Here is a 26,619-nt window from a genome sequence, read left to right as displayed (position 1 = left end):
TATGTTTTCCAAGTTCTTCATAGAACGCCCCATCTTCGCCAGCGTAATTTCGATCATTATCGTGCTGGGCGGGTTGGCGGCGATGCGCGCGCTCCCCATCGAGCAGTATCCCCAGATCACCCCACCCGTAGTGCAAGTCACAGCCTATTACTCGGGCGCGACTCCAGAAGTGATCTCCCAGACAGTGGCGGCGCCACTGGAGCAGCAGATCAACGGTGTAGAAAACATGATCTACATGCAGTCGGGATCAGCCTCCAATGGCCAGATGAACCTCAATATCTATTTCGATATTGGCACCGATCCGGACCAGGCCACCATCAACGTCAACAACCGGGTCTCGGCCGCCATGGCTCAGCTGCCGGATGAGGTGAAAAAACAGGGGGTAACGGTTCGCAAAAAATCTACCTCGATCCTGCAGGTAGTCACACTGCAGTCTCCGGACGGGGAATTTGATACCACCTACCTGTCGAACTACGCCCTGCTCAATATCATCGACGAGCTAAAGCGGATTCCCGGGCTGGGTGATGCGACCCTGTTTGGCGGTACTGACTATGCCATGCGGATCTGGTTACGACCGGATCGATTGGCCCAGCTGCAACTCACACCAAGCGACGTGATCGGCGCCATTCGTGAGCAAAACACCCAGTTTGCAGCAGGCAAGATCGGCGCTCAGCCCACCAGTGCCCCCATCGATTTCACCTACACGGTGCAAACAAAAGGGCGCCTTGAGGATGTCACCGAGTTCCAGAACATCATCGTCCGCTCCATGCCGGACGGCTCCAAGATCCGGGTACGGGATGTTGCTCGGGTCGAGCTGGGCGGCAAGGATTACGATGTGACCGCCAGCGTCAATGGCAAGTCGGCCATCGGTATTTTCACCTACCTGCAACCGGGCGCCAATGCGGTGCAAGTGGCAGAGGATGTGGAAAAAACCATGAGCCGCCTGCAGGAGCGCTTCCCGCAGGGACTGGAATACCGTATTCCCTATGACACCACCGAATTCGTGAAAATCTCCATCGAAGAGGTGGTCCACACCCTGTTCGAGGCGATCGCTCTGGTGTTCGTGGTGGTCTACCTGTTCCTGCAGAACTTCCGTGCCACCCTGATCCCCTGTATCGCCGTGCCGGTATCCTTGATCGGGACCTTCGCCGGCATGCTGGTGCTCGGCTTCTCCATCAACCTGCTGACCCTGTTCGGCATGGTGCTCGCCATCGGTATCGTGGTGGATGACGCCATCGTGGTGCTCGAAAACGTCGAGCGGATCATGAGCGAGAAGAAGTGCTCGCCCAAAGAGGCCGCCATCCTCGCCATGCAGGAGGTCTCCGGCCCGGTGATCGCCATCGTGCTGGTGCTCTGCGCCGTATTCCTGCCGGTCGCCTTTATGGGCGGCATGACGGGAGTGATGTACAAGCAATTTGCCATCACTGTAGCCGTATCGGTGGCCATCTCCGGTCTGGTGGCACTGACCCTCTCTCCTGCCCTGTGCGCCGTACTATTGAAAGAGGGACACCACAAACCGGCCCGCTTCTTCGTCTGGTTCAACAACAGTTTTGACAAGCTGACCAGCCGCTACGTGCGCGGTGTGGCCTTCCTCAACCGCCGGGTTGGCGTGGCCTTTTGCATCATTGCGGTGATCGTCGGATCGATCGGCATTCTACTGATGAAGGTACCGGGTGAATTGGTGCCTAATGAAGATCAGGGTTACCTCATCTCCTCCATCATGTTGCCAGATGCGGCGTCATTGACCCGTACCCAGGCAGTAGCCAAGAATTTCGACAAAATCATCATGAACAACCCGAGCGTGCAGGATGTGGTGACCTTCTCGGGTTTCGATATTCTCTCCAACTCCATTGTCAGCAACCGGGGACTCTCTTTTATTCCTTTGAAAGATTGGGCAGAGCGGAGCGAGACGGGACAAAGCTCGTTCGATCTGGCCAAGAAGTTCCAAGGCTATAGCGCATTCGGGCTGGCTGATGGCTTTGTCGCCTCATTCAACCCGCCACCCATTCAGGGAATGTCCACCACCGGTGGCCTCGAAGCCTATCTGCAAAACCGTGGCACCGGCAACGCCCAGGCCTTCTCCGGCGAAGTGGAGCGCTTCCTGGAGGCAGCCAAACAACGACCGGAGTTTGCCAGCGTCACCACCACCTACCGCGCCAACGTGCCGCAGGTCTATCTGGACCTGGATCGCGAAAAGGCCAAGGCATTGGGGCTGCCGATCAACGCGGTGTTTGACACCATGCAGGCCACCTTCGGTCAGGTCTATGTCAACGACTTCAACCAGTTCGGCCGCACCTACCGGGTGCAGTTGCAATCCGAGGCAGACTACCGCGCCAAGAAGAGCGACATCCGCAACGTCTATGTCCGCTCCGACAAGGGGGAGATGATCCCGCTCAGCAGTCTGGTCACTGTGCGTGATGCCACCGGCCCCGAACTGGTGGAGCGCTTCAACATCTTCCAAGCCGCCAAGATCATGGCCCAGCCCGCCCCCGGCTACAGCTCGGGTCAAGCCATCGCAGCGCTGGAGGTGGTAGCCAACGACACCCTGGGCAACGACGCCAAGCTGGAGTGGACCGGTTCCGCCTATCAGGAGAAAGCGGCCGCAGGCAGCGCCGGCACCGCATTCGGCTTTGGTATCGTGATGATCTTCCTCATCCTGGCTGCCCAGTATGAACGCTGGAGCCTGCCGTTTGCGGTGATCACCGCGGTGCCGTTCGCCCTGTTCGGCGCCCTGCTCGCCACTTGGGCGGTGGGCCTCACCAACAACGTCTACTTCCAGATTGGATTGGTGACGCTCGTCGGGCTGGCGGCCAAGAACGCCATCCTGATCGTGGAGTTCGCGGTGATGAAACACGAAGAGGGGATGAGCCTCATCGAGTCGGCACTGGAGGCGGCGCGCCTGCGTTTTCGCCCCATCGTGATGACCTCGCTCGCCTTCATCCTCGGCTGTGTGCCGCTGGTCACCTCCAGCGGGGCCGGTGCGGCAAGCCGTCACGCCCTTGGCTGGCCGGTCATCGGCGGCATGCTGGCGGCCACCTTTATCGCCATCTTCTTTATCCCGCTGTTCTTCCGGCTCATCATGGGCCGCTCGGAAAAACAGACCTGACCTGCCCGTTTACCCAGACCAGGCCCCTCCTTCACGGAGGGGCTTTTTTTTACAAATCACATAGCAAACAGATAGGCCTTCATCGCCTTGAGCCGCACGGTCGCCCCGCCGATGATGTCAATAAAACCGAGTAATGGATGAGGCTTGTGTGCCGAGATCCAGGCCGAACCGGTGGCCCCGATGGGCAGCACCACACCATCAGGCTCCAGCATATCGAGGATCACGGTGCGACCATGGCTGGACATGTTGTTGCCCACATGCTGGCGCACATGCTGATCCCCTTGCATCGCCGTCAGCTGGGCTTCACCGGTACCGGTTCGCACTGAATGCACTCGCGCCCGGAAGATGCGCCCCGGATAGGCATCCACATAGAACTCGGCAAACTGGCCCGGCTCAATGGCGCGGTAGCTCTGATCCGGTATCCGGAACTCGAGGAACTTGCGCGAGGTATCGTAGAGGTGCATGTTGCCGGTGCGTGAACCATTGGCCAGATTGACCACCGACACCTGGCCGTCGAACGGCGCGCGGATCACCTTCTCTTCGTTGCGGCGCTCCTGCAACGCCAGCTCGGTTTCAAGGTTCAACACTTGGGAGCCGATGATTTTCAGCTTGGCCTCACTGGCACTCAACTGCGCCACATCACCATCGATCTGGGCCTGCAACTGGTCGCGACTCTGGATGCTGGAGTAGTTACCCAGCTGGGTCAGCCGCGCCAACTCCTTGCGATTGAGGGTCAGCCGCGACTGGATCGCCTGTTGCTGACTGAGCTCGGCAACGCTCTGGGCCTGCTGGGCGGTAATCTGGTGGCTCAGGGCCTGCGCCTTGCCGTCACTCTCCCAGTTGGCGAGGGTATAGATGGGCTGTCCCCGCTTCACCTGCTGGTTATGAACAACATGGATTTGATCTATCTGATGAAACTGATTGGTACCCAACAAAGGGCCCAGTACGGCATGGGGGGCCTTGACCGTCGCCGAATCGGTAAAATCTACCGGCGCCAAATGGCGGGAGGTCGTCAGCAAGCCAAGCGCCAACAAGGCACCAATGGCAGTGCTCCAGAAGCCGGTCTTGAGGTTCCAGGGCAGCACATTCAACTTCACCAGCAGCCAGACAATCAGGATATAGGGCAACAGTATCTCTTTCATGATGTCTCCCCCTGCTGACGACCACGACGAATGCCATGACCAATGATCTGGCTCACCCGCTCAGCCAGCACATCCCAGCGGGCAAAGGCGATGATGATGGCCAGCACCCACCAGGTCTTGTCGATAAACAGGCCGCACAGCGACAAGGCAAACACTAGCGTGATATGCACCGACTCGGACAATTTGGCGCGATGTACCGCAATTTCATGCAGTTGCCACAACAGATAGACCAGATAGAGCACCACATAGAGAGTAATGACGGTGATCACCCCCATAAACAGCTCGGAATCAAGTAACACCATGATGGCTGGCACGCCGTGATTGAACTGAGCCGCATCCACCGGATAGATCTGAGCCCCTTTTGAGAAGAACAGCACCAGTGCGACCGTGACCAGGATGAACGCCAGACGCCAGAGCCAGCGAACGAACAGGGATGAGTGAGGGGATGACATTATCTGTTGCTCCTCGTAAACAGGGTATCCAACAAGCACGTATTGGTGACGGCAGATTTAAATCGGCAGATAGCCACTAACAAGCGAGCCAGCAATCTGCACAGTGCGAATGCTCACGCGTTGCGGGCTGACACCTGAGTATCATGCGCAAGCCCCCAACCAGTGGGGGCTTGCTTAACGGACGATTTAGAACTGGTGTTGCACACCGATATTGAAGAAATTGAGGTAGCTGTTGTTGTAGGTGCCGGATATTTCCGGGCGGATCAGCCCGCCATCGTGATGAACCGCCATATCCCCCAGCCAGGCCAGGGTATAACTGGCTTCCAGCTTGGTGGCAGGGCTCAGCTGATAGCTGGCGCCCAGACCCCAGCGCCACCCCTCTCCCATCGGCAGGGTGACGGTACGATGAACATCGTCAACAGCGCTGCTGTCATAGGCAATACCGCTGCTCAGACGAAGGGCTGGGGTCACATCGAACTGGGTACCCAGGCTGACGTGCCAGGTGTCCTTGTAGTGCATATCAATGGTCTGGCTACCAAGCACTGATGCAACATCGATATCGCCAAAACGGGACCACTGCTGCCAATTGGCGCTGGCCAGCAAGGCCCACTGGTCGTTGAGCTGGTGATAGCCACTCAGGGTGACGGTCTGCGGGATCATCATATCCACACCAAGACCTGCGAGATTGACGTGACTGAACAGCTGATCTTCCAGCTCCCACTTCAGTTCGGAGAAGTAGCTCAGGCCGATACGGGAGTGCTGATCCAGCTCGTAAAGCACCCCGAAGGAGGCGCCATAGGCCCAGTCGCTATCGGAAAACTCGCGACCATCGCCCATGCCCGGCGTTAGATCCAGAGAAGACTCCAGCGCACCATGCATCGCGATCAGGCTGGCCCCCACTGACCAGTTGGAGTCGATGCGATACGCCAGGCTCGGTGCCAAGGCGATACCGGTCAGCTTGGCGGACTGGGCATAACCACGACCATCCCAGCCATCACCATAATCGATACCCAGACCGTGGCTACCAAACATACCGAAACCGACAACCCACTGATCATTGAGGGCATGGGTCATATAGACGCTGCCCAGCGGGGCAGTCTGCAGGGCATTGCCGCCGTTATTGCCACCATTGTCCAGATCCAGCTCGAGATCGCCGTATACCACACCGCCATTGACCTGCAGCTGGGTGCCTTCCAGCTTGGTCATACCGGCCGGGTTGCTTGCGATGGTCTCTGCTCCCTGGGCACGGGCAGCAGCCCCTGCGTTGGCCAGTGCACTGTTGGAGGTGCTGGTTTCGTAGAGGGCAAGGCCGCCAGCCATTGCTGATGGGCTCAGCAAGGCAGCAAGCATCAGCGACAGCAGTCGTTGCTGCATTTCGATACTCCTGAATAATGAACAAAAGGGGCACCCGACAGGGAGTGCGTATCAACAATCACATCTAACGTATTTGGCTATCAGCATCCGGAAACCTAGACGGCGTTATGCGGCTCGTTCCTGGCTCCCCGCCATTGCAAGGCTTGGCAAGCATGTTGTGTTGACCCGTCCTGCTGCGATAAACGCCAAACAAGGAGATGACGGGACATCACTCAATAGCGAAAACTGACAGGCCCGCATCCTAAAGGCAGGATGCAGTAACGTCATTAGAGTTGGGGATACGTAATGATTAAGCATTACTTAACGATATGACCGTAATAGCCCGCCCTTCTTGTACATTTTGCGACATTGACCTTCACCTCAAAGTAAGGTTTACAGTCCAACTATCTGATCCCGAAGGATGCCCGGATTGTCACTCACCCAGCTCGCTGCAAGATTGCCCTCAGTTGCGTTGGCCCGGCTATTGCTGGCGCTGCTGCTTATCTGCAATCTGACCCTCTGCATCAGCTGGCATGGGGCGCAACCAGCGCTCGACACCTCGCCCCGACAAATGGCCTCTCAGTCACACAAGATGGTGATGAGTGGTAGCGAGATGGGCGAGCCGATGGCCATGATGGATCACCAAAACAGCAGTGTCCCCCTCTCCTGCCATCAGGGGATGGGAGACGATGCCGCCATGAGCGGTGAGTGCCAGATGCAGACTGGCATCTCGGCAGCCGCCAGCGCCCTGCCGCTGTTTGGCATGCTGCTCTCCCTGTTTATCTTGCCACTGTTGCGGCTCCCCTCTCTGGGGGCTGTCAGCCATAGGCTCGATCTCTGGCTGCGGGATCCCTTCCTGCGCAGCCGTGGCTCTCACCCTCCCTCCTGGCCGCGCCGACACCTGATGCTGTCGGTGCTACGCCACTAGAACGATCTTCTCCCGTGCATGGGGCAGGGCTCGCCTTGCCACTATCTGCACACCTTTATCGCTTGACCCTGTGACCACTGGCCCAGCCAGCAACAGGGAGCCGTGCGTCCGCTGACTCGTCAGCAACGCCCCGTTTGCCGCCAGCCCCTTTGGTGATGCCTTGCACCTCACCCGCCCGGCGGCCTGCACAAGAGAAGACGTATCATGTCACCAGCCCACTTTTCACCGTCCAAGGTTGCGGCCTTCGCGGGCGCATTACCCTCCTGCACTTTCTGCATGCAGATCCGCGCCGGAGGCCAGTCATGAACAAGACCGTCCTGATGTCGGCCCTGCTGCTCGCCCTTGGCGCCGGTGGCGGCTACTGGGCCGCCAAACAGACCTCCGATGGCGCCAGCGCCAAAGAGAAGACGCCCCTTTACTGGGTCAACCCCATGGATCCCCGCGACAAGCGCGATGCCCCTGCCAAAGACAACATGGGGATGGACTTTATCCCCGTCTATGAGGAGCAGAAAAACGGCTCGCTGGGCACCGTCACCATCAGCCCCGAGATCCAGCAGAACCTGGGGGTGAGACTGGCCAAGGTCGAGCGACTGCCCATCCACCAGCAGATCGAGACGGTGGGCTATGTCGGTTATGACGAGGATCGGCTGGAGGCGATCAACGCCCGCATGGCAGGCTGGATCCGCACCCTCGCCATCAAGAGCGAGGGGCAGAGGGTCACCAAGGGAAGCCTCATCTATGAGCTCTACGCGCCGGATCTGGTCAATGCCCAGCACGAATACCTGCTCGCCCTCAACACAGCCAACCCGCTGCTGCTGCGCGCCGCCGAGGGCAAGCTCAAGTCCCTGCAGGTGCCGGCTGATCAAATCGCCGCCCTCAAGCGCAGCCGTCAGGTGCGCGAAACCATCAGCATCTATGCCCCCAGCAGCGGTTATGTGTCGGAGCTCAAGGTGCGCGAGGGGCAGTATGTGGAGCCCGCCGCCGCCCTGTTCAATATCAGTACCCTGCAGCAGGTGTGGGTCAGTGCCGAGGTGTTCGAGCGTCAAGCCGCCCAGCTGAACGTGGGGGATCCGGTCACCATGACCCTCGACTATGCCCCCGGCCGCAGCTGGCAAGGTAAGGTGGATTACCTCTATCCGACCCTCGATGCCGCTACTCGCACCCTCAAGGTGCGACTGCGCTTTGACAACCCGGACGAGTTTTTGAAACCCAATATGTTTGCCAAGGTGAGCATTCGCACCGGGCAGGGAGAGCCGCAATTGGTAGTGCCGAGCGAAGCGGTGATCCGCACCGGCAGTCAGGATCGGCTGGTACTGGCGCTGGGTGATGGCAACTTCAAGTCGGTGGCCGTCACCCTCGGTCCCCAGTTTGGCGACAAGGTTGCCATCGAAAACGGTGTAGAGGCCGGTGACAGCATCGTCAGCTCGGCGCAGTTCCTGCTCGACTCCGAGTCGGCCATCGATTCGGACTTCCAGCGCATGACGGCGGTGCGCCCGGCGCAGGTATGGACCCAGGGGACTGTGCAGAGCATCGATCTGACCAGCCGCACCCTGATGGTGGCCCACCAACCCATCCCCGAGTGGCAATGGCCCGCCATGGAGATGGAGTTCACCGTGGCGGATGGTGTGGACATTTCCCGGCTAGCCGAAGGGCAAACCCTTCATCTGCAGGTGATGCAGGAGGGGGATGAGTACCGCATCACCACTATTCATCAGGAGAAGACACCCGCTACTGACGGCGACGCCAAGCCTGCAACGGATGAGATGGGGAAGATGGAAGGCATGGACCATAGCCAGCATCAGATGACGATGCCCGAGATGGAGAAGAAATCATGATCCCTGCCATCATTCGCTGCCTAGCAGGCAACCGCTCTCCGCTCACTCTACTTGGTGAGAAAGGAGTTCAATCATGATTCCGTCGATTATTCGCTGGTCGGTGGGCAACCGCTTTCTGGTGCTGCTGTTGACCGTCATGCTCACCGCCTGGGGGCTCTGGTCGGTCAAGCAGACCCCGGTGGATGCCCTGCCGGATCTCTCCGACGTTCAGGTGATCATCAAGACCTCCTACCCGGGCCAGGCGCCCCAGGTGGTGGAGGATCAGGTGACCTACCCGCTCACCACCGCCATGCTGGCAGTGCCGGGGGCCACCACGGTACGCGGCTACTCCTTCTTCGGCGACTCCTTCGTCTATGTGCTGTTTGACGACAGCACAGATCTCTACTGGGCCCGCGCCCGAGTGCTGGAGTATTTGAGTCAGGTCGCCCCCAATCTGCCCGCCTCCGCCCGCCCCCAGCTCGGCCCCGATGCCACCGGTGTGGGTTGGGTCTATCAATACGCATTGGTGGACAGAACCGGCAAGCATGACCTCAGCCAGCTCACCTCCCTGCAAAACTGGTTCCTCAAGTACGAGTTGCAGACGGTTGAGGGGGTCTCCGAGGTCGCCACCGTCGGTGGCATGGTGCGCCAGTACCAGGTGCGGGTCGATCCGGACAAGCTGCGCGCCTACGGCATTCCGCTCTCCCTTATCGAGACCGCCATCAAGCAGGGCAATCAGGAGACAGGTGCCTCCGTCATCGAGATGGCGGAAGCGGAGTACATGGTGCGCTCCAACGGCTATCTCAAGAGCGTCGAGGATCTGAAGCAGATCCCGCTCGGCACCACTCTGCGCGGCGCCCCGCTGCTGCTGGGGGATGTGGCAGATGTGGTCACCGGTCCCCAGATGCGGCGCGGTATCGCTGAGCTCAACGGCGAAGGGGAAGTAGTGGGCGGCATCATCGTCATGCGCTACGGCGAGAATGCCCAGCACACCATAGATGGGGTCAAGGCGCGGCTGGCGGAGCTGAAAAGCAGCCTGCCAGAGGGGGTGGAAGTGGTCACCGTCTACGACCGATCCGACCTTATCCAGCGCGCTATCGACAACCTCTCCGGCAAGCTGCTGGAGGAGTTTGCCGTGGTGGTGCTGGTCTGTCTGGCCTTCCTGTTCCACCTGCGCTCGTCGCTGGTGGTGGTTATCACCCTGCCCATCGCCATTCTGGTGGCCTTTATCGTCATGCACCTGCAGGGGATCAACGCCAACATCATGTCGCTCGGGGGCATCGCCATCGCCATCGGCGCCATGGTGGATGGCGCCATCGTGATGATCGAGAACGTCCACAAACACATGGAGCGGGAAGCGCTCACCGACAAGAACCGCTGGCGCATCATCACCGAGGCGAGCATCGAGGTGGGGCCCGCCATCTTCTTCTCCCTGCTCATCATCACCATCAGCTTCCTGCCGGTATTTGCGCTGGAGGCGCAGGAGGGGCGGATGTTCCACCCCCTCGCCTACACCAAGACCTACGCCATGGCCGCCGCGGCTGGGCTCGCCATCACGCTGGTGCCGGTGATCATGGGTTACTTCATCCGTGGCAAGGTGCTGGCGGAGCAGGCCAACCCCCTCAACCGGATGCTGACCCGCGGCTATATTCCGCTGCTCAAGGCCGTGCTGGCACGCCCGAAAACCACCCTGATGGTGGCCGCCATTGTCACGGTGGCGGGCTTCTGGCCGCTCAAATACTTGGGCTCCGAGTTTATTCCGCCGCTCGATGAGGGGGACATCATGTATATGCCCACCACCGCAGCCAATATCTCGGTGGGCAAGGCGCGGGAGATTTTGCAGCAAACCGACAAGCTCATTCACACCGTGCCCGAAGTGCAGAACGTGTTCGGCAAGGCGGGTCGCGCCGAGACCGCCACCGACCCCGCCGATCTGGTGATGATGGAGACCAGCATCCAGCTTAAACCCCGGGATCAGTGGCGCCCCGGCATGACCCCGGAGAAGCTGAAAGAGGAGCTCGACTCCCTCATCCGCTTCCCAGGCCTCACCAACGCCTGGGTGCCCCCCATCAAGACCCGCATCGACATGCTGGCTACCGGCATCAAGACCCCGGTCGGTATCAAGATAGCGGGGCCGGATCTCAAGGTGATCCAGCAGCTCGGCCAACAGCTTGAGCAGATCGTCGGCAAGGTGGAGGGCGCGTCATCGGTCTACGCCGAGCGGGTGGCCGGTGGCCGCTACGTCAAGGTGGATATCGACCGGCTGAAAGCGGCTCGCTACGGCCTCAACATCGCCGATGTGCAGGCGGTGCTCGCCACCGCAGTGGGCGGCATGGAGGTGGGGCAGACCATCGAGGGGCGCGAGCGCTACCCCATCAACCTGCGCTATCCCCAGAGCTATCGCGATTCGGTGGCGAGCCTCGAGCTGCTGCCGGTGGTGACCCCGAGCGGTGCACGCATCGCGCTGGCGGACGTTGCCAGGGTCTACATCAGCGACGAGGCCCCCATGCTGCGCAGTGAAAACGCGCGGCTCAACGGCTGGGTCTACGTCGATATCCGCGGCCGCGATATCGGCTCCTTCGTTGAGCAAGCAAAGGCCGAGGTGAACAGGCAGCTGGTACTGCCGGCGGGTTACGCCCTCACCTGGTCGGGTCAATACGAGTACATGGAGCGGGCCAAGGCGCGCCTCGCCTACGTGGTGCCATTAACCGTCGCCATTATCGTGTTGCTGCTCTATCTGGCGTTTCGCCGCTTCCAGGAGGTGCTGCTCATTCTCATCACTTTGCCGCTGGCGGTAGTGGGCGGGATCTGGACCCTCTGGCTGCTCGACTTCAACCTCTCAGTGGCGGTCGGAGTGGGCTTTATCGCCCTGGCTGGCGTCGCGGTGGAGACAGGCGTCTTGATGCTGGTCTACCTCAACCACGCTTGGGATGAGCTCGTGGCCAGCGGCAAGCCGGACCAGGCGGGGCTGCACCGGGCGGTGATCCACGGCGCCGCCCTGCGCCTTCGCCCCAAGATGATGACGGTGGTGACCATTATCGCCGGCCTGTTGCCCATCATGTGGAGCCACGGCACTGGCTCCGAGGTGATGCAGCGCATCGCCGCCCCGATGATCGGCGGCATGGTGAGCGCACTGGTGCTGACCCTATTAGTGCTGCCCGCCGCCTACTACCTGTGGCGCAGCCGCAGCCTTGGCAAGAGCGCCAACCCGCAAGCCGAATAACCGATTTCACGCTCCATGTTGACTAAACGATGAGGAAACCATCATGAACTACAAGACACTGACCCTGACATTGCTGCTTGGCCTTGCCACCCACACCAGCCTGCAAGCCGAAGAGATGATGCACCATGAAGGGCACGATATGAGTCAGATGGGTGAGATGAGCGAACAGGCCGCAATGGTGATGACCAAGGGGGTCATTACCCGCCTCGATGAGGAGAGCGGCAAGGTCGGCATCAAGCATGAGGCGATCGACAACCTCAAGATGCCCCCCATGACCATGGTGTTTCGAGTGGCCGAACCGGCCCAGCTCAAGGGGCTCAAGGTGGGGGATGCCATCCACTTTCATGCCGAAAGCCAAGGCGGCAAGCTCACCGTGACAGCCATCAAGCCGCAATAAACCGCTCTGGCTCGCCGAAGAGGTCACGACAGATAGTGACAACGCAAGAGGGAGGCATCAGCCTCCCTCTTCTTTGGTCAACCTTTTCGTTGGGTCAACCTTTGGCGCGCGATAGCACTCAGCTGCGGGTTGTCAGCAACTGCTCCACATCCTCGATCACCTTGAGGGCCGCCTGCGGGCCGCCGCTGGAGGTCCAGAGAGACCCGTCCACGGCACCAAAGCGCTTGGCCTTGATCACCGGCAGTTGCTGGAACGCCGGGGTCTGCTCCGCCTGACGCATGGCATCCACTGCATCACCGGTGGCACTCAGGGTACCGACCACCAGCCAGTCGGCATCCAGCAGGTTGAGGGACTCCAGACTCAGCGCCGGTGAATGGGGCGCGCCAGTACCCTGTTGTTTGCCCGGACGCACCAGCCCCATCGACTCAACCACGCTGCTGGCAAAGGTTCCCTGATACATAAAGCTCGGCCCCTTGGGGTTCCAGCGCACTATGCTGATGCTCTCCCCCTGATGCTTGGCCAGCTTGCTGCGGGCATGGGCCAACCGCTCGGCATACTGCAGCAAGAAGACATCAGCTTGCTGGTCACGGTTAAGGGTATGGGCGGTGCGGCGGAAGCTATCCTGCCACGGTTCCCCCCACTTGCTGGTCACCACGGTCGGCGCGATCTCCCCCAGCAAGGTCAGCAGCTCGGGACGGGTCTGGCCGGTCAGGATAAGGTCGGGCTCCAGCGCAATCAGCGACTCCAGATTGGGGCTGTCGAGATCGCCGATCACCTGGATCCCCATGCCCGCCTTATCCAGCAAATAGCGGGGCAAGCTGGGTTGACCACGGCCATTGACGGCGCCGATGGGGGTCAGCCCCAGGGTCAGGGTGCTGTCGAGTTCGAGCTCGCTCAGCACCACCACCCGCGTTGGCTGGGCTGGCACCTGCACCTTCTGGCCAAACGCATCAGTCACTTCACGCATCTCCTGTGCCTGAACCAGCGGCGCGGCCAGCATCAGGATGGCTGCTGCCAGGGCGGCAAAACGCTTCATCATCTCACTCCTTCTCGTTGCACGGCCCGGATAATCGGCCGCGTGAATATACTCGGCGGGCCCACAGGATAGGCCCATATGAATCAACTCGCCGAACGCAGGGTGCGGCCATGTTCGTGGCGACGGGGCACGATAATGGGCGCCCCATCGCCGGGGGCATGCAGAATGTCGACACTGGTCTGGTAGAGCTGGTCGATCAGGGATTTGGTCACCACCTCCCGGGCCGGGCCCATGGCGGCAATGGTCCCCTCGCCGATGGCGATCAGCTCGTCACAGTAGCGGGCCGCCATCGCCAGATCGTGGATCACCAGCAGCACGGTTTTACCCTCGGCGGTGATGCGATGGATCGCCTCCATCACCTCGGTCTGGTGACCGATATCGAGGGCGCTGGTGGGCTCGTCGAGCAGCACCATGTCGCTGTCCTGCGCCAGGATCATCGCAAGCCACGCCCGCTGTGCCTGCCCGCCGGAGAGAGACGCGGCGCTCTGCTGCCAGATGCTTTCAAGCTGCATCCGCTCGCAGGCAATACGCACCATGCGGGCATCCTCCTCGCCCCACTGATTGAACCAGCCCTGATGGGGGTGGCGGCCATACTGCACCAACTGCTCCACCAGAATGCCGGCAGGCAGAGTCGGCCGCTGGGGCAGATAGGCGAGCTCCCGCGCCAGCCCCTTCATGGGGTAGCTGGCGAGCGGCTTGCCCTTGAGCAGGATCTCGCCGCTTTGAGCTTTCATCTGGCCGGAAAGCAGCTTGAGCAGGGTCGATTTGCCGCAGCCGTTGGGGCCGACTATCCCCACCAGCTTGCCCCTCGGCACGCTGAAGGAGATGTCCCGCAGGATGGGGGTCTGCTGATAGGCGAAGTGGAGGCGATTTACGGTGAGCGTCATCAGTCAGCCCTCTGGCGATCGTTAACAAGAAGAAACAGCAGCAACAGGCCGCCGAGAATGCGGGTCATGATGCCGGTCGCCACCTCGTGGGGGCTGGCCAGCACCCGGACCAGGGTATCGCTGGCAAGCAGCAGCAGGGCGCCGCTGAGTGCCGCCAGCCAGAGCGGCACCACCCGGTCTTTCACCAGCCAGGAGGCAAGAATGGGGGCCGCCATGGCGATAAAGACCACGGGTCCGCCGATGGCGGTGCCGAGCGCCGCCACCAGAATGGCCTGCGCCAGAACGCCCAGTTGCACCCGATCGCCGTTGACGCCAAGCCCTCTGGCCATCTCGGGGCCAAAGCGCAGCACCGCCAGCGAGCGGGAGAGATAGACGATCCACGGGCAGAGCAGCAGCAACAGGATAGCGATGGGGGTGATGGTGCTGTAACCCACGGCGATAAAGCTGCCCATGTTCCACAGATAGAGGGAGCTCAAGTGCAGCAGGGCCTTGGTGGACATCACGAACTGGCCGAGCGCCTCGAACAGCTCGGAGAGGCCGATACCAATCACCACGAACAGATAGCCCTGTTCACCCGGTTTGCGGCAGAGGGCATAGAGCACCAGCGCCGCGAAGATGGCGCCGATGGGGGCCGCCCACCAGGGCCAGCTGCCCACGGTCAGGTAGAGGGAGAAGACGATGATGGCCAGAGAGGCCCCGTTGTTGACCCCCACCATGTCGGGAGTAGCCAGCCGGTTGCGCACTAGAGTCTGCACCAGACAGCCGGAGAGCCCCATAGCCGCCCCCGCCACCACCACCCCAAGGATGCGCGGCAGCCGGATCTTGAACAGGGTGAGCTGCTCAAGCCGCGTCCCCTCCCCCAGCAGGGTGTTGACCACCCCGGCAAAGCCGAGCTTGCCGCCGCCAACGCTCAGGGCCAGCAGAGCCAGCGCCAGCAGCGCCACGGCAAGCAGTGCCAGCCAGCGCCAACTTGGCAGATGGATCAGCAAAGAGCGGTTGCCGGCCCGCAGGCAGAGCATATCGGTAGGTGTACGCATCAGCCCCTCACTTGACGGTCAGCAGGGTACGAAAGCCCCCGCGGTGAACGATGGCGATCAGCACAGGCGCACCGATCAGGGCCAGAATGACCCCGTTGGGCAGCTCGAACGGCTGGATCAGCCAGCGCGCCAGAATGTCGGCCAACAGCAGAAACAGCATGCCGAACAGGGCTGAGAAACAGACCTGCACCGACAGCTTCACCGGCTCTACCAGTCGGCCACAGTAGGCGGCCAGAAAGCCGACAAAGCCGATGGGGCCGGCGATAGCGATGGCACTGGCGGTAAACAGGGTAGTGGCCAGCAGCACGCCAATTCGCACCCGGTTAGGGCGGATCCCGAGCGCCTGGGCCTGACTGTCCCCCATCTGCATCAGGGTCAGCTGGCGACAGAGCAGCAAGGTGATGACAAACGCCGCCAGCACGAAGGGCAGCACGGCGACGATGGCGTCGAGATTGGCCGCCGACAGGGAGCCGAGGTTCCAGAAGCGGTACTGCTCCAGCACCATCTTGTTGGAGAGCAGCAGAAAGCTGGAGAGTCCGCCGAAGGTGGCAGAGAGCGCCACCCCGACCAGAATGAGTTTGAGGGGGTTGGAGCGGCCAACCATCATGCCTAGCCCCAGCACAATCACGTTGCCGAACAGCGCGCCGAGTCCGGCCCAGAGCAGATAGCCGTAAGCGGACTCCACGCCAAACCAGGTGAGCCCCACCACCAACGCAAAGACGGCCCCGGCGTTGACGCCGAGCAGGCCGGGTTCCGCCAGCGGGTTGCGGGTCGCGCTCTGCAACAAGGAGGCTGCCAGAGATAAAGAGGCACCGACCACCATGGCACAGAGGGTGCGCGGGATTCGCAAGGTATTGAGCACCATGGCTAGCTTCTCGTCGCCAGCCCAGCGGGCATCTCCCATCAGGTAGCCGAGCACCTCGCGGGCACCATAGACGCCCGCACCGGTGGCGAGCGAAAGAGAAAGCAGTATGAACAGGAGGAATAATCCCAGCCAGAACAGCGAGGTCTGGTCTCTAAACACCCTTTAACTCCTTATGGTGGCAATGCGCATGTTGTTGAAATACATGAGGTTGAAATAAAAGCCGTCACCCGAGGCGATACAGTGGCAACAACGGAAGCCCGCCAGTGCGGGCTCCGCTCAGCCACTACAGCTTGTAGGCCACACCGGCATAGACAGTGCGCCCGTCGAGGATTTGATCGGCCTCGGTGGCAACCCAGTCACGCTTGGTATTGGTCAGGTTGTTGAGCCCGAACTTCAGATCCAGAGCCCGGGTGGCGTTCCAGACTGCCCCGACATCCAGGGTGTGGAATCCGGCGGTGGTCTCATAGGTGGTGCCGCTCATGCGCGGAACCGGAAGGATCTGGCTGCCGGTGTAGTTCCAGCCGAGCTGGGTACTCAGGCTCTCGATGACCTGCCACTCCAGCTTGGCGTTGGCGGTATGCTCCGGCGTCCGATAGAGATCCTTGCCGCTGGTCTTGTCCTCCCCGTCGATCAGGGTGACGTTGCTGAAGAGGGTCAGGGTATCGGTGAGATCAAACCAGCCACTCAGCTCCACCCCTTTGATGCGGGCCTTGCTGACGTTCTGATAGGTCATCACCGCCGGACGCCAGGTGGAGGTCCATGCCTCGCTCTGGATCTTGTCCTTGATATCGTTGTGGAAGGCGGTAACCCCGGCGCCCCAGAACGAACCATCATAGGCGGTGCCCAGCTCGTAGCTGACGGCTGTTTCCGGCTTCAGATCCGGGTTGCCCACCACAGCGCAGCGACCGCGACAGGCGGCTACCGCATAGTCCGGGTTGGACTGGGCAATGGTCGGCGCCTTGAATGCCTTGCCAATGCCGCCCTTGACCACCCAGTTGTCAGTCAGGCTGTAGAGGGCATAACCGCGGGGGCTGAACTCGGTGCCATAGGTCTCGTGGTGATCGACCCGGCCACTCAGGGTCAACGCCAGATCGCCAAAGCCAAACTCATCCTGCAGATAGAGCGCGCTCTGGTTGACGCTGACATCGCCCCCCTTGAGGTTGACGTTATGCTTGAGTTCGGTGATGCGGTACTCGGCACCGCTGGTCAGCAGGTGGCTGCCCAGATTACCGCTCAGCTGGCCATCGAAGGTGTGGTTGGTCTGGCTAACATCGCCGCTGGTCTTGCTCAGCGCCGTCATCAGTTCGGAGTCGTCAAACAGGTCAACCTGCTCGAAGGCATAGCCGACCCGGCTGTCGAACTGATCCCAACGGCCGACGTGGGTGGTATTGAGCCCCAGTCGCTCCATCTGCTGGATATTGCGCGGCGTCTGGCCGTAGTTGTTCCAGTGGGCCTCCCGATCATCTTTGGCGTAGTTCATCCCCACATCCAGATCCTGACGATCGTCGATCAGCCATTTGACGTTGGAGAGGATCCCCAACTTTTCACGCTGCTCGATGGCATCGGCCTTGGGGTTGATGCTCTGCTCGCTCTGCCAGGCGTCCCGGTGATTCCCTTCTACCACCAGGTTGGCCAGCAGTTTGTTGTCGATCAGTGCCCCGCCCACATAGGCACTCGCCTTGTTGATATCCCCGCCGTGACCATCGGTGGGGTCGCTGAAGGTATAGGTGGCCGCCGCTTCGGTCTTCTGCCCGGGTTGACGCAAGATGACGTTGACCACCCCACCCAGCGCATCTGCACCGTAGAGGGAGGAGATGGGGCCGCGGATCACTTCGATACGCTCGATGGCCGCCATGGGGATGGCGGAGAGATCGAAATCATTGCCATAACCGGAGGTAAGGGCATCGCGGGAGCTAATACGCCGGCCATTGACCAGCAACAGGGTGTAATCCCCCTCCAGCCCGCGCAACTTGATCTCGCTGCGGCCATAACTGGTAGCAGGGCTGATATTGACCCCCGGCAGCTGTTTCAGGGCGCCGGTGAGATCATTGACATTGAGCTTGTCGAGCTCGGCCCGGGTCACCACAGAGACGCTGGCCGGGGCGGTCAGCTCGCTGTGCCGGGTTTTACTCGCCGTTACCACCATGGTTTCATGAGCGGCGGAAGGCGCAGTCCCCTGGGCCAGAACTGGCAGGGCAAAAAGAGACAACACCAGCGGATGCACTGCAAATCGTCGGGATGATGTACGCATCATCAACACTCCACATAAAACAACCAAAGCCAACACCACCGACATCCCTGTCTGACCTCGCCAGACCCGGTGAAAAGTGATGGAGTTCATTGGCATGAACAGTCGTCCATGCCCCATCGCCCAGAACATCAGCGCATTACGGCAGGCCCTGCGTTGTGCGATGCCACTCGCAGCAATCAATAACAAAAGCGCCGTACCGACTGACATCGGGACGGCGCAATACTAAATGCAAATCATTTTTATTTGCAAGCGTGAATCAGATATTCTTTCGCATCCGCTTAATTATCCATCACATCGTGACGGGTCTGGTGATAGGCCTCTTCACTCTTGCCCCGGCGCCAGTACGGCACAGCGTAGAGCGACTGGCGATCCACCTCGAGCACTGACCTAAAATGGCGGCGCAGCGGCAACACTAGCGCCTCTTCACCACCCAGCCAGAAGAAGCCGCCATCGCGCACCAACGGCAGAGCAATCACATGCTCCAGCAGGCCGCTGGATTCGGGCTCGCCGACAAACCAGTGACAGCGCACCCCGACCGGCAGCGTCAACGGCTGAGCATCGGCCTGATCCGGCAGCAGTATGGCGATCTCCCCTCTGGCCTCGGCAGGCATCACCTCACACATCGCCATGATGGCGGGCAAGGCAGTGAGATCCCCCACCAGACAGTAGTGATCGGCCAGTTGCAGCATGGGGTTGGGGCCACCCGGCCCGGAGAGGATCACCTTCTCTCCCGGCTTGGCATGGGTAGCAAAGGCGCTGGCGGGCCCACCGTCACCGTGCAGTACGAAGTCGATATCAATTTCCTGCTCATCACGGCGAAACGCGCAGATGGTGTAGGTGCGGATCACCGGCTTGTCCGCAGGATTGCTCCAGCGCGGGCCGCTCGGGGTCATGGCAGGCAGCACCGGCTCTACCTGATGAGGCTGGGCCAGCATCACCTTGATATGGGCCCCACCGCAGGTAAAGGGATAATCAGCCAGTTCGCTGCCACCAAAGGTGATGCGACGCAAATGGGGGGTGATCTGGGTAATGGCTTTGACAGTCAGCAGACGGGGACGATTGGGAGGCAGAGATGGGGACACGATGAGGCTCCTCGTTGAGTGTGTCACCTATGCTACACGCAAATAGGAATCACTATCAAATAAGATCATTTCTCGTCTAATGGGGGGGGCGGAATTCAAACGTCACCAATCACTACCGCCAACACCCCAATCCAGAAATAGGCTTTATGCACGCTAGCCCCATGATTGGGCAAAGAAAGCGGCCAGACAACGCAACGGTCGCAAAGGGTTCCATTTGCTTATTTCGACCATAGATTTTCGAGATCAAATATAATTTCTCAATAAGTTTCCTATCCTTAGTTAAGCAGTTAATGTAAGCACAGGATGCCAAACAGGATTGTATGATGGATGACCAAATCCTGATTATTGATGATGATGATCTCGCGCTTCCAAGCACGCAGCAAGCAGGCTGGAAGGTGATGATTGTTGACGATGAGCCCGAAGTGCATCGCATCACCAAAATCACCTTGAACAAATTCGAGTTTGACAATCGTCCCATCGATTTTCTGCATGCTTATTCTGCGGCCCAGGCCAAAGAGTTACTTGCCGTGACACCGGACGTGGCATTGCTGCTGCTGGATGTAGTGATGGAAGTTGACCACGCAGGTCTCGATGTCGTGAAATATGTCCGTGAAGAGCTGCAAAACAAGATGGTACGCATCGTGTTGCGTACTGGCCAGCCCGGCCAGGCGCCGGAAGATGATGTGGTCACCAACTACGACATCAACGATTACAAGGATAAAACCGAGCTAACCTCCCAGAAGCTGCGCACTCTGCTGCGGGCCAGCCTGCGCTCCTATCGTGATATCCGCACCCTGGAGAGCAACCGTCAGGGGCTGGAAAAAGTCATCGAAGCCTCCAAGGGGATATTTGAGAAACGGGCGTTACGCCAGTTTGTCGAGGGGGCACAAGAACAGCTTAGCGCCCTGCTCCATCTTGGCGAGACCCAGATATACGACGTCAAACAGTACGCCTATGAGGTCAGGGATCAACTGCTGGAGCCACTGCTGCCGGGCCATGCAGCCATATTGCTGACGGAAGCGCCCGAGATCCTCCGTCAAGCCATGCACATGCAATGCAATATCTATGGCATCAACCAGATGGTGCTCTATTGCCAGAACCCACGCCACCATCTGTTGTTCCATATCGAGACCACTCGGCAACTCAGCCAAATGGATACCGGGCTGCTGACCCTGTTCACCGAAAACATCATTGTGGCGCTTGAGAACATCCGCCTTAACGAGGTGATCGCCGATAACCAGCGGGAAATTATCTACCGCATCGGTGAGTTGGTTGAAACCCGATCCAAGGAATCGGGCCTGCACGTCAAACGTGTGGCGCTCTATACCGAGCTCTTTTGTCAGCTGCTTGGCATGAGTGAAGAACAAAGCGAATTGATTAAACGGGCGTCCCCTTTGCACGATATTGGCAAAGTTGGCATTCCTGATGCCATCTTGCACAAGCCGGGTAAATTAACACCTGAAGAGTGGGAGGTAATGAAAACTCATGCCCAGCTCGGGCAGGATATGCTCTCCGGCAGTGATCTGGCGCTGTTCCAAATTGGTGCCACCATCGCAGGCAACCACCATGAAAAGTGGAATGGTGGCGGCTACCCTCGTGGTCTGAAAGGGGATGATATACCGCTGGAGGGAAGGGTTGTGGCGCTAGCAGATGTGTTCGATGCCCTGGGCTCGGATCGCTGCTACAAAAAAGCCTGGCCGCTGGACAAGGTGCTGGCCCTGATAGAAGAAGAGAAAGGGCAACACTTCGATCCACAGCTGGTCGAGCTGATGATGAGCAATTTGGACAAGTTTTTAGAGATCCGTGAACAGCACAAAGACGTCTATATTGGCGAACACTAAAGCTGGATCGTTGCCAGCGATAGCTCAATAAAAAAACCGAAACCCATTGATGGATTTCGGTTTTTTTTTATCTAACAAAGATGAGCTAATAATGCGTCTGCCCATAACTAACATATTGAGCCCTGCCTCGTTCTGGAGGCAAGGCTACTAATTAGACGCCAGCCTTGGCCAGTGCCGCAGAGACGATCTGCTGGGCTTCTTGCTGGATCAGATCCAGGTGTGCTTCGCCCTTGAAGCTCTCCATGTAGATCTTGTAGATGGACTCGGTGCCCGAGGGGCGCGCCGCAAACCAGCCGTTCTCGGTCACCACCTTCAGGCCGCCGATAGCGGCATCGTTGCCCGGTGCCTTGGTCAGCTTGGCGATGATGGGCTCACCGGCGAGCGTTGAGGCTTCCACCAGTGCTGGATCCAGTTTGGAGAGCACCGCTTTCTGGGCGCTGTTGGCCGGAGCGTCGATACGACGGTAGCTGGAGCGGCCAAACTTGGCTTCCAGTGCGTCGTAGTGGGCCTGGGGATCCTTGCCGGTCACCGCCAGAATTTCGGCCGCCAGCAGCGCCAGAATGAAACCATCCTTGTCAGTGGTCCAGACGGTGCCATCTTTGCGCAGGAAGGAGGCACCCGCACTCTCTTCACCACCAAAGCCGAACTCGCCGCTGTAGAGACCATCCACGAACCACTTGAAGCCAACCGGCACCTCTTTCAGGGTGCGGCCAATCTCACCGGCAACCCGGTCAATCATCGAAGAAGAGACCAGCGTCTTGCCGACGGCTGACTCTTTGGACCAGCCGGTTCTGTGGGTAAACAGATACTGGATTGCCACCGCCAGATAGTGGTTCGGATTCATCAGGCCGGACTTGGTGACGATGCCGTGACGGTCGTAGTCGGGGTCGTTGCCAAGGGCGATGTCGAACTTGTCTTTAAGCGCAATCAGGCTCGCCATGGCGAACGGGCTGGAACAGTCCATCCGGATCTTGCCGTCTTTATCCAGGGTCATGAAGGAGAAGGTCGGGTCGACCTTGTAGTTCACCACCTCGATATTCAGACCATAGGTCTTGGCGATAACGTCCCAGTAGGCGACGCCGGAGCCGCCCAGCGGATCGACACCGATCTTGATGCCCGCATTCTTGATGGCATCCATATCCAGCACGTTCTTCAGGTCATCCACATAGGGGGTGACATAGTCGTGCTCGACCACGAACGGGCTCTTGAGGGCCTCGGCGAACGGCATGCGTTTCACGCCAGCCAGACCCGCTTCCAGAATGGCGTTGGCACGGTCTTCCACCCACTTGGTGATCTCCCCTTCAGCGGGGCCACCGTGGGGCGGGTTGTACTTAAAGCCACCATCTTCCGGCGGATTGTGAGACGGGGTGATCACCACACCGTCGGCACTGGCAGCAGGTTTGCCTGAGTTGTAGCGCAGGATGGCGTGAGAGATGACCGGGGTCGGGGTAAAACCGAGGCCAGCCTGAATGCGGGTTTCGACACCGTTGGCCGCCAGCACTTCGACTGCGCTGGCAAAGGCGGATTCGGACAGGGCGTGGGTATCCATGCCGACAAACAGCGGGCCAGTGATACCGGCCTGCTGGCGATACTCCACCAGTGCCTGGGTCACCGCCAGAATGTGAGATTCGGTAAAGGCGTTGTGCAAGGCACTGCCACGGTGGCCAGAGGTACCGAAGGCAACCCGCTGTTCGGGGCGGCTCATGTCCGGCTTGTTGAGGTAGTAGGCGCTGACCAGACGGGGGATATTGGTCAGGTCGCTTAAGCGGGCCGGTTGACCGGCGTGGGAATGCTGAGCCATGGCGTTTTCCTTGCGTAATGGCGGCCTTGGCGGGCAAGGCCTGAGTCTTGAGAAATCGTTAAATAGCGCCACACACCTGCGCGATCACCTCTTCGCCATAGCTCATGCTGGCCATCATCTGAGCCACCATGTTTTGCTTGCGACGAGTGTTGGTATTGGTGATCACCCAGAATGGGGTTTCCGGTACCGGTTTGGGCTTGGTGGTACTGCCACTGGCGCGCAGAGCCTCAGGATCCCGCGAGAAATAGACCCGAGTACGGCCCTTGATTTCGGTCGCTTGGGTAAACCCAGCGGGGTCATCCCCATAGAGGGTGCTGAGCACCCGCATAAAGCGGTTGATAGACTTCTCTTCTTTTTGCAGCTCACCAGAATCAAGCAGGAGTTGCAGCCCCTGCTGCGCGGTTACCACCTTGGGCTGTGCCACAGCCACTAGCTCGGCAACCGGTACACGTGCGTGAGCAGGCTGTTCCAGCAGGCGACGCAGGATATCGGAGGCACTCTCACCAATGTGCCGGGTCTGGCTGGCGATATAGAAGTAGAGATCGTCATCAAGCTCGATGGTTTTCATAGGGATGCGCTGGACTCGTCGAAATTCGGATGCGGCGATTATACATAGGCAAACCCGACAGCCCAAGCAAGGGGCTGGCAGATGTACATGAATCTCATCGAGAATACGGCATAATAGCGGGCCAAGTGTGTGATCAGCCGCACTGATAACCGATCTGGACGGGATTTTTTAGAAAAAAAACCACATAAATTTCTTATCCGTTGGACGAAATCCTTTTCTTTCCAGTGCGTTAAATAAAATCGCGATACGCACCCACGACCGACAAGGTGTCATTTTGCAACAAAACAGCATATTGAACTTCAAGGAGCAGGGTCAGGGTCCGGCGGTCATTCTGATCCACGGCCTGTTTGGCAGCCTCGACAACCTCGGCCTGCTGGCCCGCCCTCTCTGCGAGCAGTACCGGGTCATCAGCGTCGATCTGCGCAACCACGGCGCCTCCTTTCACAGCAACGAGATGAGCTATCCGGCGCAAGCTGCCGATATCCTAACCCTGATGGATCGGCTGGAGATTGCCGAGGCCACTCTGATTGGCCACTCGATGGGGGGCAAAGTCACGATGCAGGTCGCCAAGCTGGCGCCAGAGCGGGTGACCAAGCTGGTGGTGGCTGACATGGCGCCAGTCGCCTATCCCCACTCCCGCCACCAGAATGTCTTTGCCGGGCTGAATGCCACCCTGAACACGCCGCCGCAAAGCCGCAGCGAAGCTGAAGCCATGCTGGCGAAGCACATCGAAATCCCTGGGGTGCGCCAGTTCCTGCTCAAATCCTTCGCCAAAGGCGAGCATGGCTGGGGCTGGCGCTTCAACGTCTCCGCCCTTGAGCAAAACTACGCCAACATCATGGGTTGGCCAGAGGATGAACACCGCTTCAAGGGCCCGGTGCTCTTTATCAAAGGGGGGGATTCTGACTATATGCAGCCGCAATACAGCGAGGCGGCGCTGGCCCAATTCCCGGCGGCAAAGGTGCGAATCATCGCGGGTACGGGCCACTGGCTACATGCGGAAAAACCGGCCTTGTTCAACAAATTGGTTGTGGATTTCCTGTCGATAGGCGGTTAACAGTTTCAAATCCTTTGTGATATAGTGCGCCGGTCATAAGGAGTGTGCGCAATCCATGCTAAGTGAACATATCGACCTGATCGAAAGTGTGGGCCTGAAATTATTTTTTCTGGCCATCTTCATCTTGATTGGTCTTGCCATTCATGACGTACTCAAGCGCGGCAATGTGCCCCGTTTTGGCCGTTTTGTCGTCTGGTTGGTACTGTTTCTGGGTTGTGCGGGTTTTGTCGCCAAGGGGCTGATCGAACTGGGCTGGGAAGGCTCAGGACTCGGCTAACTTATTTTCATCTGTGATGTATGGCCAAACAGCAAACTGATCGAACAACACTGGATCTGTTCGCAACTGAGAAGCGCCCCGGCAGGCCAAAAACCAATCCACTCCCCCGCGAGACCCAGCTCAAGATCAACAAGCGCAATCAGCTTAAGCGCGATCGAGACAATGGGCTCAAAAGGGTAGAGTTAAAGGTGGAGGCCGAGTTGCTGGAGCGCCTGAACCAACTTGCGTTACAACAGAACATCAGCCGAGCCGAGCTGATCCAATCTATTCTGAAACAACAGACTGAATCCGCCTTTGCGGTGGAGACCTCAGTCTGAGCGTTAAGCATTAACACCAAATACGGGTAACTAAACACTATGGCAAGTGTAGGTCTGTTTTTTGGCAGCGATACCGGTAACACCGAAGCTGTCGCCAAGATGATCCAGAAAGAGCTGGGCAAGCAACTGATTGAAGTCCGAGATATTGCCAAGAGTAGCAAGGCCGATATCGAGAGCTTTGACCTGCTGATGTTCGGTATCCCGACATGGTACTACGGTGAAGCTCAGGCCGACTGGGACGACTTCTTCCCTGATATGGGTGAAATCGACTTCACCAACAAGCTGGTTGCCATCTTTGGTTGCGGTGATCAGGAAGATTACTCCGAGTACTTCCTCGACGCGATGGGCACTCTGCGTGACATCGTCGAAGCCAAAGGCGCCATCATCATCGGTCACTGGCCTACTGCCGGTTACGAGTTTGAAGCTTCCAAAGCGCTGGTCGATGACAAGCACTTCGTGGGTCTGGGTATCGATGAAGATCGTCAACCCGAGCTGACCGCCGAACGCGTCAAAGGCTGGTGCAAGCTGTTACACGAAGAGATGTGCCTGGGCGAGCTGGAGTAATCCGCTCACCCTTACCTCTCTTAAGGGCCCCGATGGGGCCCTTGTTGTATCTGTGATGTGGCCGCTTATCCACCCCTGTGCTCCGGTTTGGATCTGACATACAGCGTCCGTTTCACCTGTGCTACCAACTCACCACTCTTGTCCTGTACCGTCACCTCGAACTCGGGGAAGTGCTTGTTACCCCCCTCGGTCGCCGCCACTATCTCGGCCAGCTTGCCCTCGGTCAGATTGAACTCAGCCACCAGCTTGCCCTTGCCCGGTTTGATGTAGTTGATGCTGCCCGCCTTGTCCCAAACGTAATAGCGATTCTTGAAGTAGCCCATCAACATCAGCGGATAGATGGGGTCCGTCATGGCAAACATACTGCCGCCAAACTGGGTGCGGTTGGCATTCTTGTTCCACCAACGGGATTTCAGGGTCACCCGGCAGTAGCGAAAGTCATCGCTCAGGGTCTCTATCTTGATACCGGCGCCCCAGAAGGGGGGCCAGGCATTGAGTGCACGGCGCACCCAGGCCGCATTGCCAAAAAGCCAATCCATGGTTCTCATCCGACCAGATGTGTGAAAGTTACATACTATCAACATCTCCAATACCAGCAAGTCGGATCACACGATAGATTAT

22 protein-coding genes are annotated in these 26,619 nt (G+C 59.2%); 10 read left to right on the top strand and 12 right to left on the bottom strand.

Translation table 11 applies throughout. From position 1 onward, the window contains the following. Position 1 precedes the first annotated feature (1 nt). Positions 2-3,106, top strand: coding sequence for an efflux RND transporter permease subunit (locus BN1135_RS03175; RefSeq protein ID WP_042018807.1), 3,105 nt, complete (start codon positions 2-4; stop codon positions 3,104-3,106). 56 nt (positions 3,107-3,162) lie between these two features. Here BN1135_RS03175 and BN1135_RS03170 read toward each other — a convergent pair whose 3' ends face one another. The 3 genes from BN1135_RS03170 to BN1135_RS03160 all read right to left on the bottom strand — a co-directional run bounded on the left by BN1135_RS03170 (position 3,163) and on the right by BN1135_RS03160 (position 6,074). After that, positions 3,163-4,248: an HlyD family secretion protein gene (locus tag BN1135_RS03170; protein WP_042018805.1), complete on the bottom strand. Its 1,086-nt coding sequence runs from the start codon at positions 4,246-4,248 to the stop codon at positions 3,163-3,165. After that, positions 4,245-4,700 carry a hypothetical protein gene (locus BN1135_RS03165; protein ID WP_042018803.1) on the bottom strand — a complete coding sequence of 152 codons (456 nt, stop codon included), beginning with the start codon at positions 4,698-4,700 and terminating at the stop codon, positions 4,245-4,247. The genes BN1135_RS03170 and BN1135_RS03165 overlap by 4 nt, the downstream gene beginning before the upstream one ends. Positions 4,701-4,886: 186 nt before the next feature. Further along, a complete protein-coding gene (locus BN1135_RS03160) occupies positions 4,887-6,074 on the bottom strand; it encodes an OmpP1/FadL family transporter (protein WP_042018800.1) in 1,188 nt (395 codons plus the stop codon). Between the two features lie 409 nt (positions 6,075-6,483). Between BN1135_RS03160 and BN1135_RS03155 the strand changes: the two genes are divergently transcribed. The 4 genes from BN1135_RS03155 to BN1135_RS03140 all read left to right on the top strand — a co-directional run bounded on the left by BN1135_RS03155 (position 6,484) and on the right by BN1135_RS03140 (position 12,415). Beyond that, a complete protein-coding gene (locus BN1135_RS03155; RefSeq protein WP_223290089.1) occupies positions 6,484-6,981 on the top strand; it encodes a hypothetical protein in 498 nt (165 codons plus the stop codon). Between the two features lie 302 nt (positions 6,982-7,283). Continuing rightward, the gene (locus BN1135_RS03150) at positions 7,284-8,816 is read left to right on the top strand and encodes an efflux RND transporter periplasmic adaptor subunit (protein ID WP_042018797.1); all 1,533 of its coding nucleotides are present in this window, start codon (positions 7,284-7,286) and stop codon (positions 8,814-8,816) included. 73 nt (positions 8,817-8,889) lie between these two features. Further along, complete coding sequence (locus BN1135_RS03145; protein WP_042018795.1) at positions 8,890-12,018, top strand: efflux RND transporter permease subunit; 3,129 nt, start codon at positions 8,890-8,892, stop codon at positions 12,016-12,018. Positions 12,019-12,061: 43 nt separating this feature from the next. After that, a complete protein-coding gene (locus tag BN1135_RS03140; RefSeq protein WP_042018794.1) occupies positions 12,062-12,415 on the top strand; it encodes a copper-binding protein in 354 nt (117 codons plus the stop codon). 118 nt (positions 12,416-12,533) lie between these two features. On the opposite strand, the gene BN1135_RS03135 is transcribed toward BN1135_RS03140, so the two are convergent. The 6 genes from BN1135_RS03135 to BN1135_RS03110 all read right to left on the bottom strand — a co-directional run bounded on the left by BN1135_RS03135 (position 12,534) and on the right by BN1135_RS03110 (position 19,573). Then, the gene (locus tag BN1135_RS03135) at positions 12,534-13,451 is read right to left on the bottom strand and encodes an ABC transporter substrate-binding protein (RefSeq protein WP_042018793.1); all 918 of its coding nucleotides are present in this window, start codon (positions 13,449-13,451) and stop codon (positions 12,534-12,536) included. A gap of 83 nt (positions 13,452-13,534) precedes the next feature. Continuing rightward, positions 13,535-14,338 (bottom strand): ABC transporter ATP-binding protein, encoded by an 804-nt coding sequence (locus BN1135_RS03130; protein ID WP_042018792.1) that lies wholly within the window; start codon positions 14,336-14,338, stop codon positions 13,535-13,537. Beyond that, positions 14,338-15,375, bottom strand: coding sequence for a FecCD family ABC transporter permease (locus tag BN1135_RS03125; protein ID WP_042018791.1), 1,038 nt, complete (start codon positions 15,373-15,375; stop codon positions 14,338-14,340). The genes BN1135_RS03130 and BN1135_RS03125 overlap by 1 nt, the downstream gene beginning before the upstream one ends. Before the next feature lie 7 nt (positions 15,376-15,382). After that, the gene (locus BN1135_RS03120; protein ID WP_042018790.1) at positions 15,383-16,399 is read right to left on the bottom strand and encodes a FecCD family ABC transporter permease; all 1,017 of its coding nucleotides are present in this window, start codon (positions 16,397-16,399) and stop codon (positions 15,383-15,385) included. A gap of 124 nt (positions 16,400-16,523) precedes the next feature. Continuing rightward, a complete protein-coding gene (locus BN1135_RS03115; protein WP_042019259.1) occupies positions 16,524-18,491 on the bottom strand; it encodes a TonB-dependent receptor domain-containing protein in 1,968 nt (655 codons plus the stop codon). 278 nt (positions 18,492-18,769) lie between these two features. Then, positions 18,770-19,573 carry a siderophore-interacting protein gene (locus BN1135_RS03110; RefSeq protein ID WP_042018786.1) on the bottom strand — a complete coding sequence of 268 codons (804 nt, stop codon included), beginning with the start codon at positions 19,571-19,573 and terminating at the stop codon, positions 18,770-18,772. Positions 19,574-19,896: 323 nt separating this feature from the next. Between BN1135_RS03110 and BN1135_RS03105 the strand changes: the two genes are divergently transcribed. Continuing rightward, a complete protein-coding gene (locus BN1135_RS03105) occupies positions 19,897-21,414 on the top strand; it encodes an HD domain-containing phosphohydrolase (protein ID WP_042018784.1) in 1,518 nt (505 codons plus the stop codon). A 151-nt stretch (positions 21,415-21,565) separates the two neighbouring features. Here the strand turns inward: BN1135_RS03105 and pgm are convergent, their stop codons facing one another. Together pgm and seqA are read right to left on the bottom strand one after the other, a co-directional pair. Further along, positions 21,566-23,215 (bottom strand): phosphoglucomutase (alpha-D-glucose-1,6-bisphosphate-dependent), encoded by a 1,650-nt coding sequence (pgm, locus tag BN1135_RS03100; protein WP_042018781.1) that lies wholly within the window; start codon positions 23,213-23,215, stop codon positions 21,566-21,568. Positions 23,216-23,273: 58 nt separating this feature from the next. Continuing rightward, complete coding sequence (gene seqA, locus BN1135_RS03095) at positions 23,274-23,783, bottom strand: replication initiation negative regulator SeqA (RefSeq protein ID WP_042018778.1); 510 nt, start codon at positions 23,781-23,783, stop codon at positions 23,274-23,276. Positions 23,784-24,057: 274 nt separating this feature from the next. Between seqA and BN1135_RS03090 the strand changes: the two genes are divergently transcribed. The 4 genes from BN1135_RS03090 to fldA are packed head-to-tail and all read left to right on the top strand — an operon-like array spanning position 24,058 to position 25,998. After that, positions 24,058-24,840, top strand: coding sequence for an alpha/beta fold hydrolase (locus BN1135_RS03090; protein WP_082186710.1), 783 nt, complete (start codon positions 24,058-24,060; stop codon positions 24,838-24,840). Positions 24,841-24,895: 55 nt separating this feature from the next. Then, a complete protein-coding gene (locus BN1135_RS03085) occupies positions 24,896-25,117 on the top strand; it encodes a DUF2788 domain-containing protein (RefSeq protein WP_042018776.1) in 222 nt (73 codons plus the stop codon). Positions 25,118-25,137: 20 nt separating this feature from the next. Beyond that, the gene (ybfE, locus tag BN1135_RS03080; protein WP_042018773.1) at positions 25,138-25,434 is read left to right on the top strand and encodes a LexA regulated protein; all 297 of its coding nucleotides are present in this window, start codon (positions 25,138-25,140) and stop codon (positions 25,432-25,434) included. A gap of 39 nt (positions 25,435-25,473) precedes the next feature. After that, positions 25,474-25,998, top strand: coding sequence for a flavodoxin FldA (fldA, locus tag BN1135_RS03075; protein ID WP_042018772.1), 525 nt, complete (start codon positions 25,474-25,476; stop codon positions 25,996-25,998). A 65-nt stretch (positions 25,999-26,063) separates the two neighbouring features. On the opposite strand, the gene BN1135_RS03070 is transcribed toward fldA, so the two are convergent. Beyond that, positions 26,064-26,537, bottom strand: a complete 474-nt coding sequence (locus tag BN1135_RS03070) for a DUF4442 domain-containing protein (RefSeq protein WP_042018770.1) — start codon at positions 26,535-26,537, stop codon at positions 26,064-26,066. Positions 26,538-26,619: the final 82 nt, after the last annotated feature.

This window comes from Aeromonas sobria, assembly GCF_000820145.1.
Lineage (GTDB): Bacteria > Pseudomonadota > Gammaproteobacteria > Enterobacterales > Aeromonadaceae > Aeromonas > Aeromonas sobria.
The sequence above is the reverse complement of the archived record's forward strand: the minus strand, read 5'-3'. Positions and strand labels throughout refer to the sequence as shown.

Excerpts from the sequence above, each read along its gene's own strand:
- ybfE (WP_042018773.1), top strand. The coding sequence starts at position 25,138 with ATGGCCAAACAGCAAACTGATCGAACAACACTGGATCTGTTCGCAACT.
- BN1135_RS03105 (WP_042018784.1), top strand. The coding sequence starts at position 19,897 with ATGGATGACCAAATCCTGATTATTGATGATGATGATCTCGCGCTTCCA.
- BN1135_RS03070 (WP_042018770.1), bottom strand. The coding sequence starts at position 26,537 with ATGGATTGGCTTTTTGGCAATGCGGCCTGGGTGCGCCGTGCACTCAAT.
- BN1135_RS03115 (WP_042019259.1), bottom strand. The coding sequence starts at position 18,491 with ATGCGTACATCATCCCGACGATTTGCAGTGCATCCGCTGGTGTTGTCT.
- BN1135_RS03135 (WP_042018793.1), bottom strand. The coding sequence starts at position 13,451 with ATGAAGCGTTTTGCCGCCCTGGCAGCAGCCATCCTGATGCTGGCCGCG.
- pgm (WP_042018781.1), bottom strand. The coding sequence starts at position 23,215 with ATGGCTCAGCATTCCCACGCCGGTCAACCGGCCCGCTTAAGCGACCTG.
- seqA (WP_042018778.1), bottom strand. The coding sequence starts at position 23,783 with ATGAAAACCATCGAGCTTGATGACGATCTCTACTTCTATATCGCCAGC.
- BN1135_RS03130 (WP_042018792.1), bottom strand. The coding sequence starts at position 14,338 with ATGACGCTCACCGTAAATCGCCTCCACTTCGCCTATCAGCAGACCCCC.
- BN1135_RS03175 (WP_042018807.1), top strand. The coding sequence starts at position 2 with ATGTTTTCCAAGTTCTTCATAGAACGCCCCATCTTCGCCAGCGTAATT.
- BN1135_RS03145 (WP_042018795.1), top strand. The coding sequence starts at position 8,890 with ATGATTCCGTCGATTATTCGCTGGTCGGTGGGCAACCGCTTTCTGGTG.
- BN1135_RS03140 (WP_042018794.1), top strand. The coding sequence starts at position 12,062 with ATGAACTACAAGACACTGACCCTGACATTGCTGCTTGGCCTTGCCACC.
- BN1135_RS03160 (WP_042018800.1), bottom strand. The coding sequence starts at position 6,074 with ATGCAGCAACGACTGCTGTCGCTGATGCTTGCTGCCTTGCTGAGCCCA.
- BN1135_RS03125 (WP_042018791.1), bottom strand. The coding sequence starts at position 15,375 with ATGCGTACACCTACCGATATGCTCTGCCTGCGGGCCGGCAACCGCTCT.
- BN1135_RS03085 (WP_042018776.1), top strand. The coding sequence starts at position 24,896 with ATGCTAAGTGAACATATCGACCTGATCGAAAGTGTGGGCCTGAAATTA.
- BN1135_RS03150 (WP_042018797.1), top strand. The coding sequence starts at position 7,284 with ATGAACAAGACCGTCCTGATGTCGGCCCTGCTGCTCGCCCTTGGCGCC.
- BN1135_RS03170 (WP_042018805.1), bottom strand. The coding sequence starts at position 4,248 with ATGAAAGAGATACTGTTGCCCTATATCCTGATTGTCTGGCTGCTGGTG.
- BN1135_RS03165 (WP_042018803.1), bottom strand. The coding sequence starts at position 4,700 with ATGTCATCCCCTCACTCATCCCTGTTCGTTCGCTGGCTCTGGCGTCTG.
- fldA (WP_042018772.1), top strand. The coding sequence starts at position 25,474 with ATGGCAAGTGTAGGTCTGTTTTTTGGCAGCGATACCGGTAACACCGAA.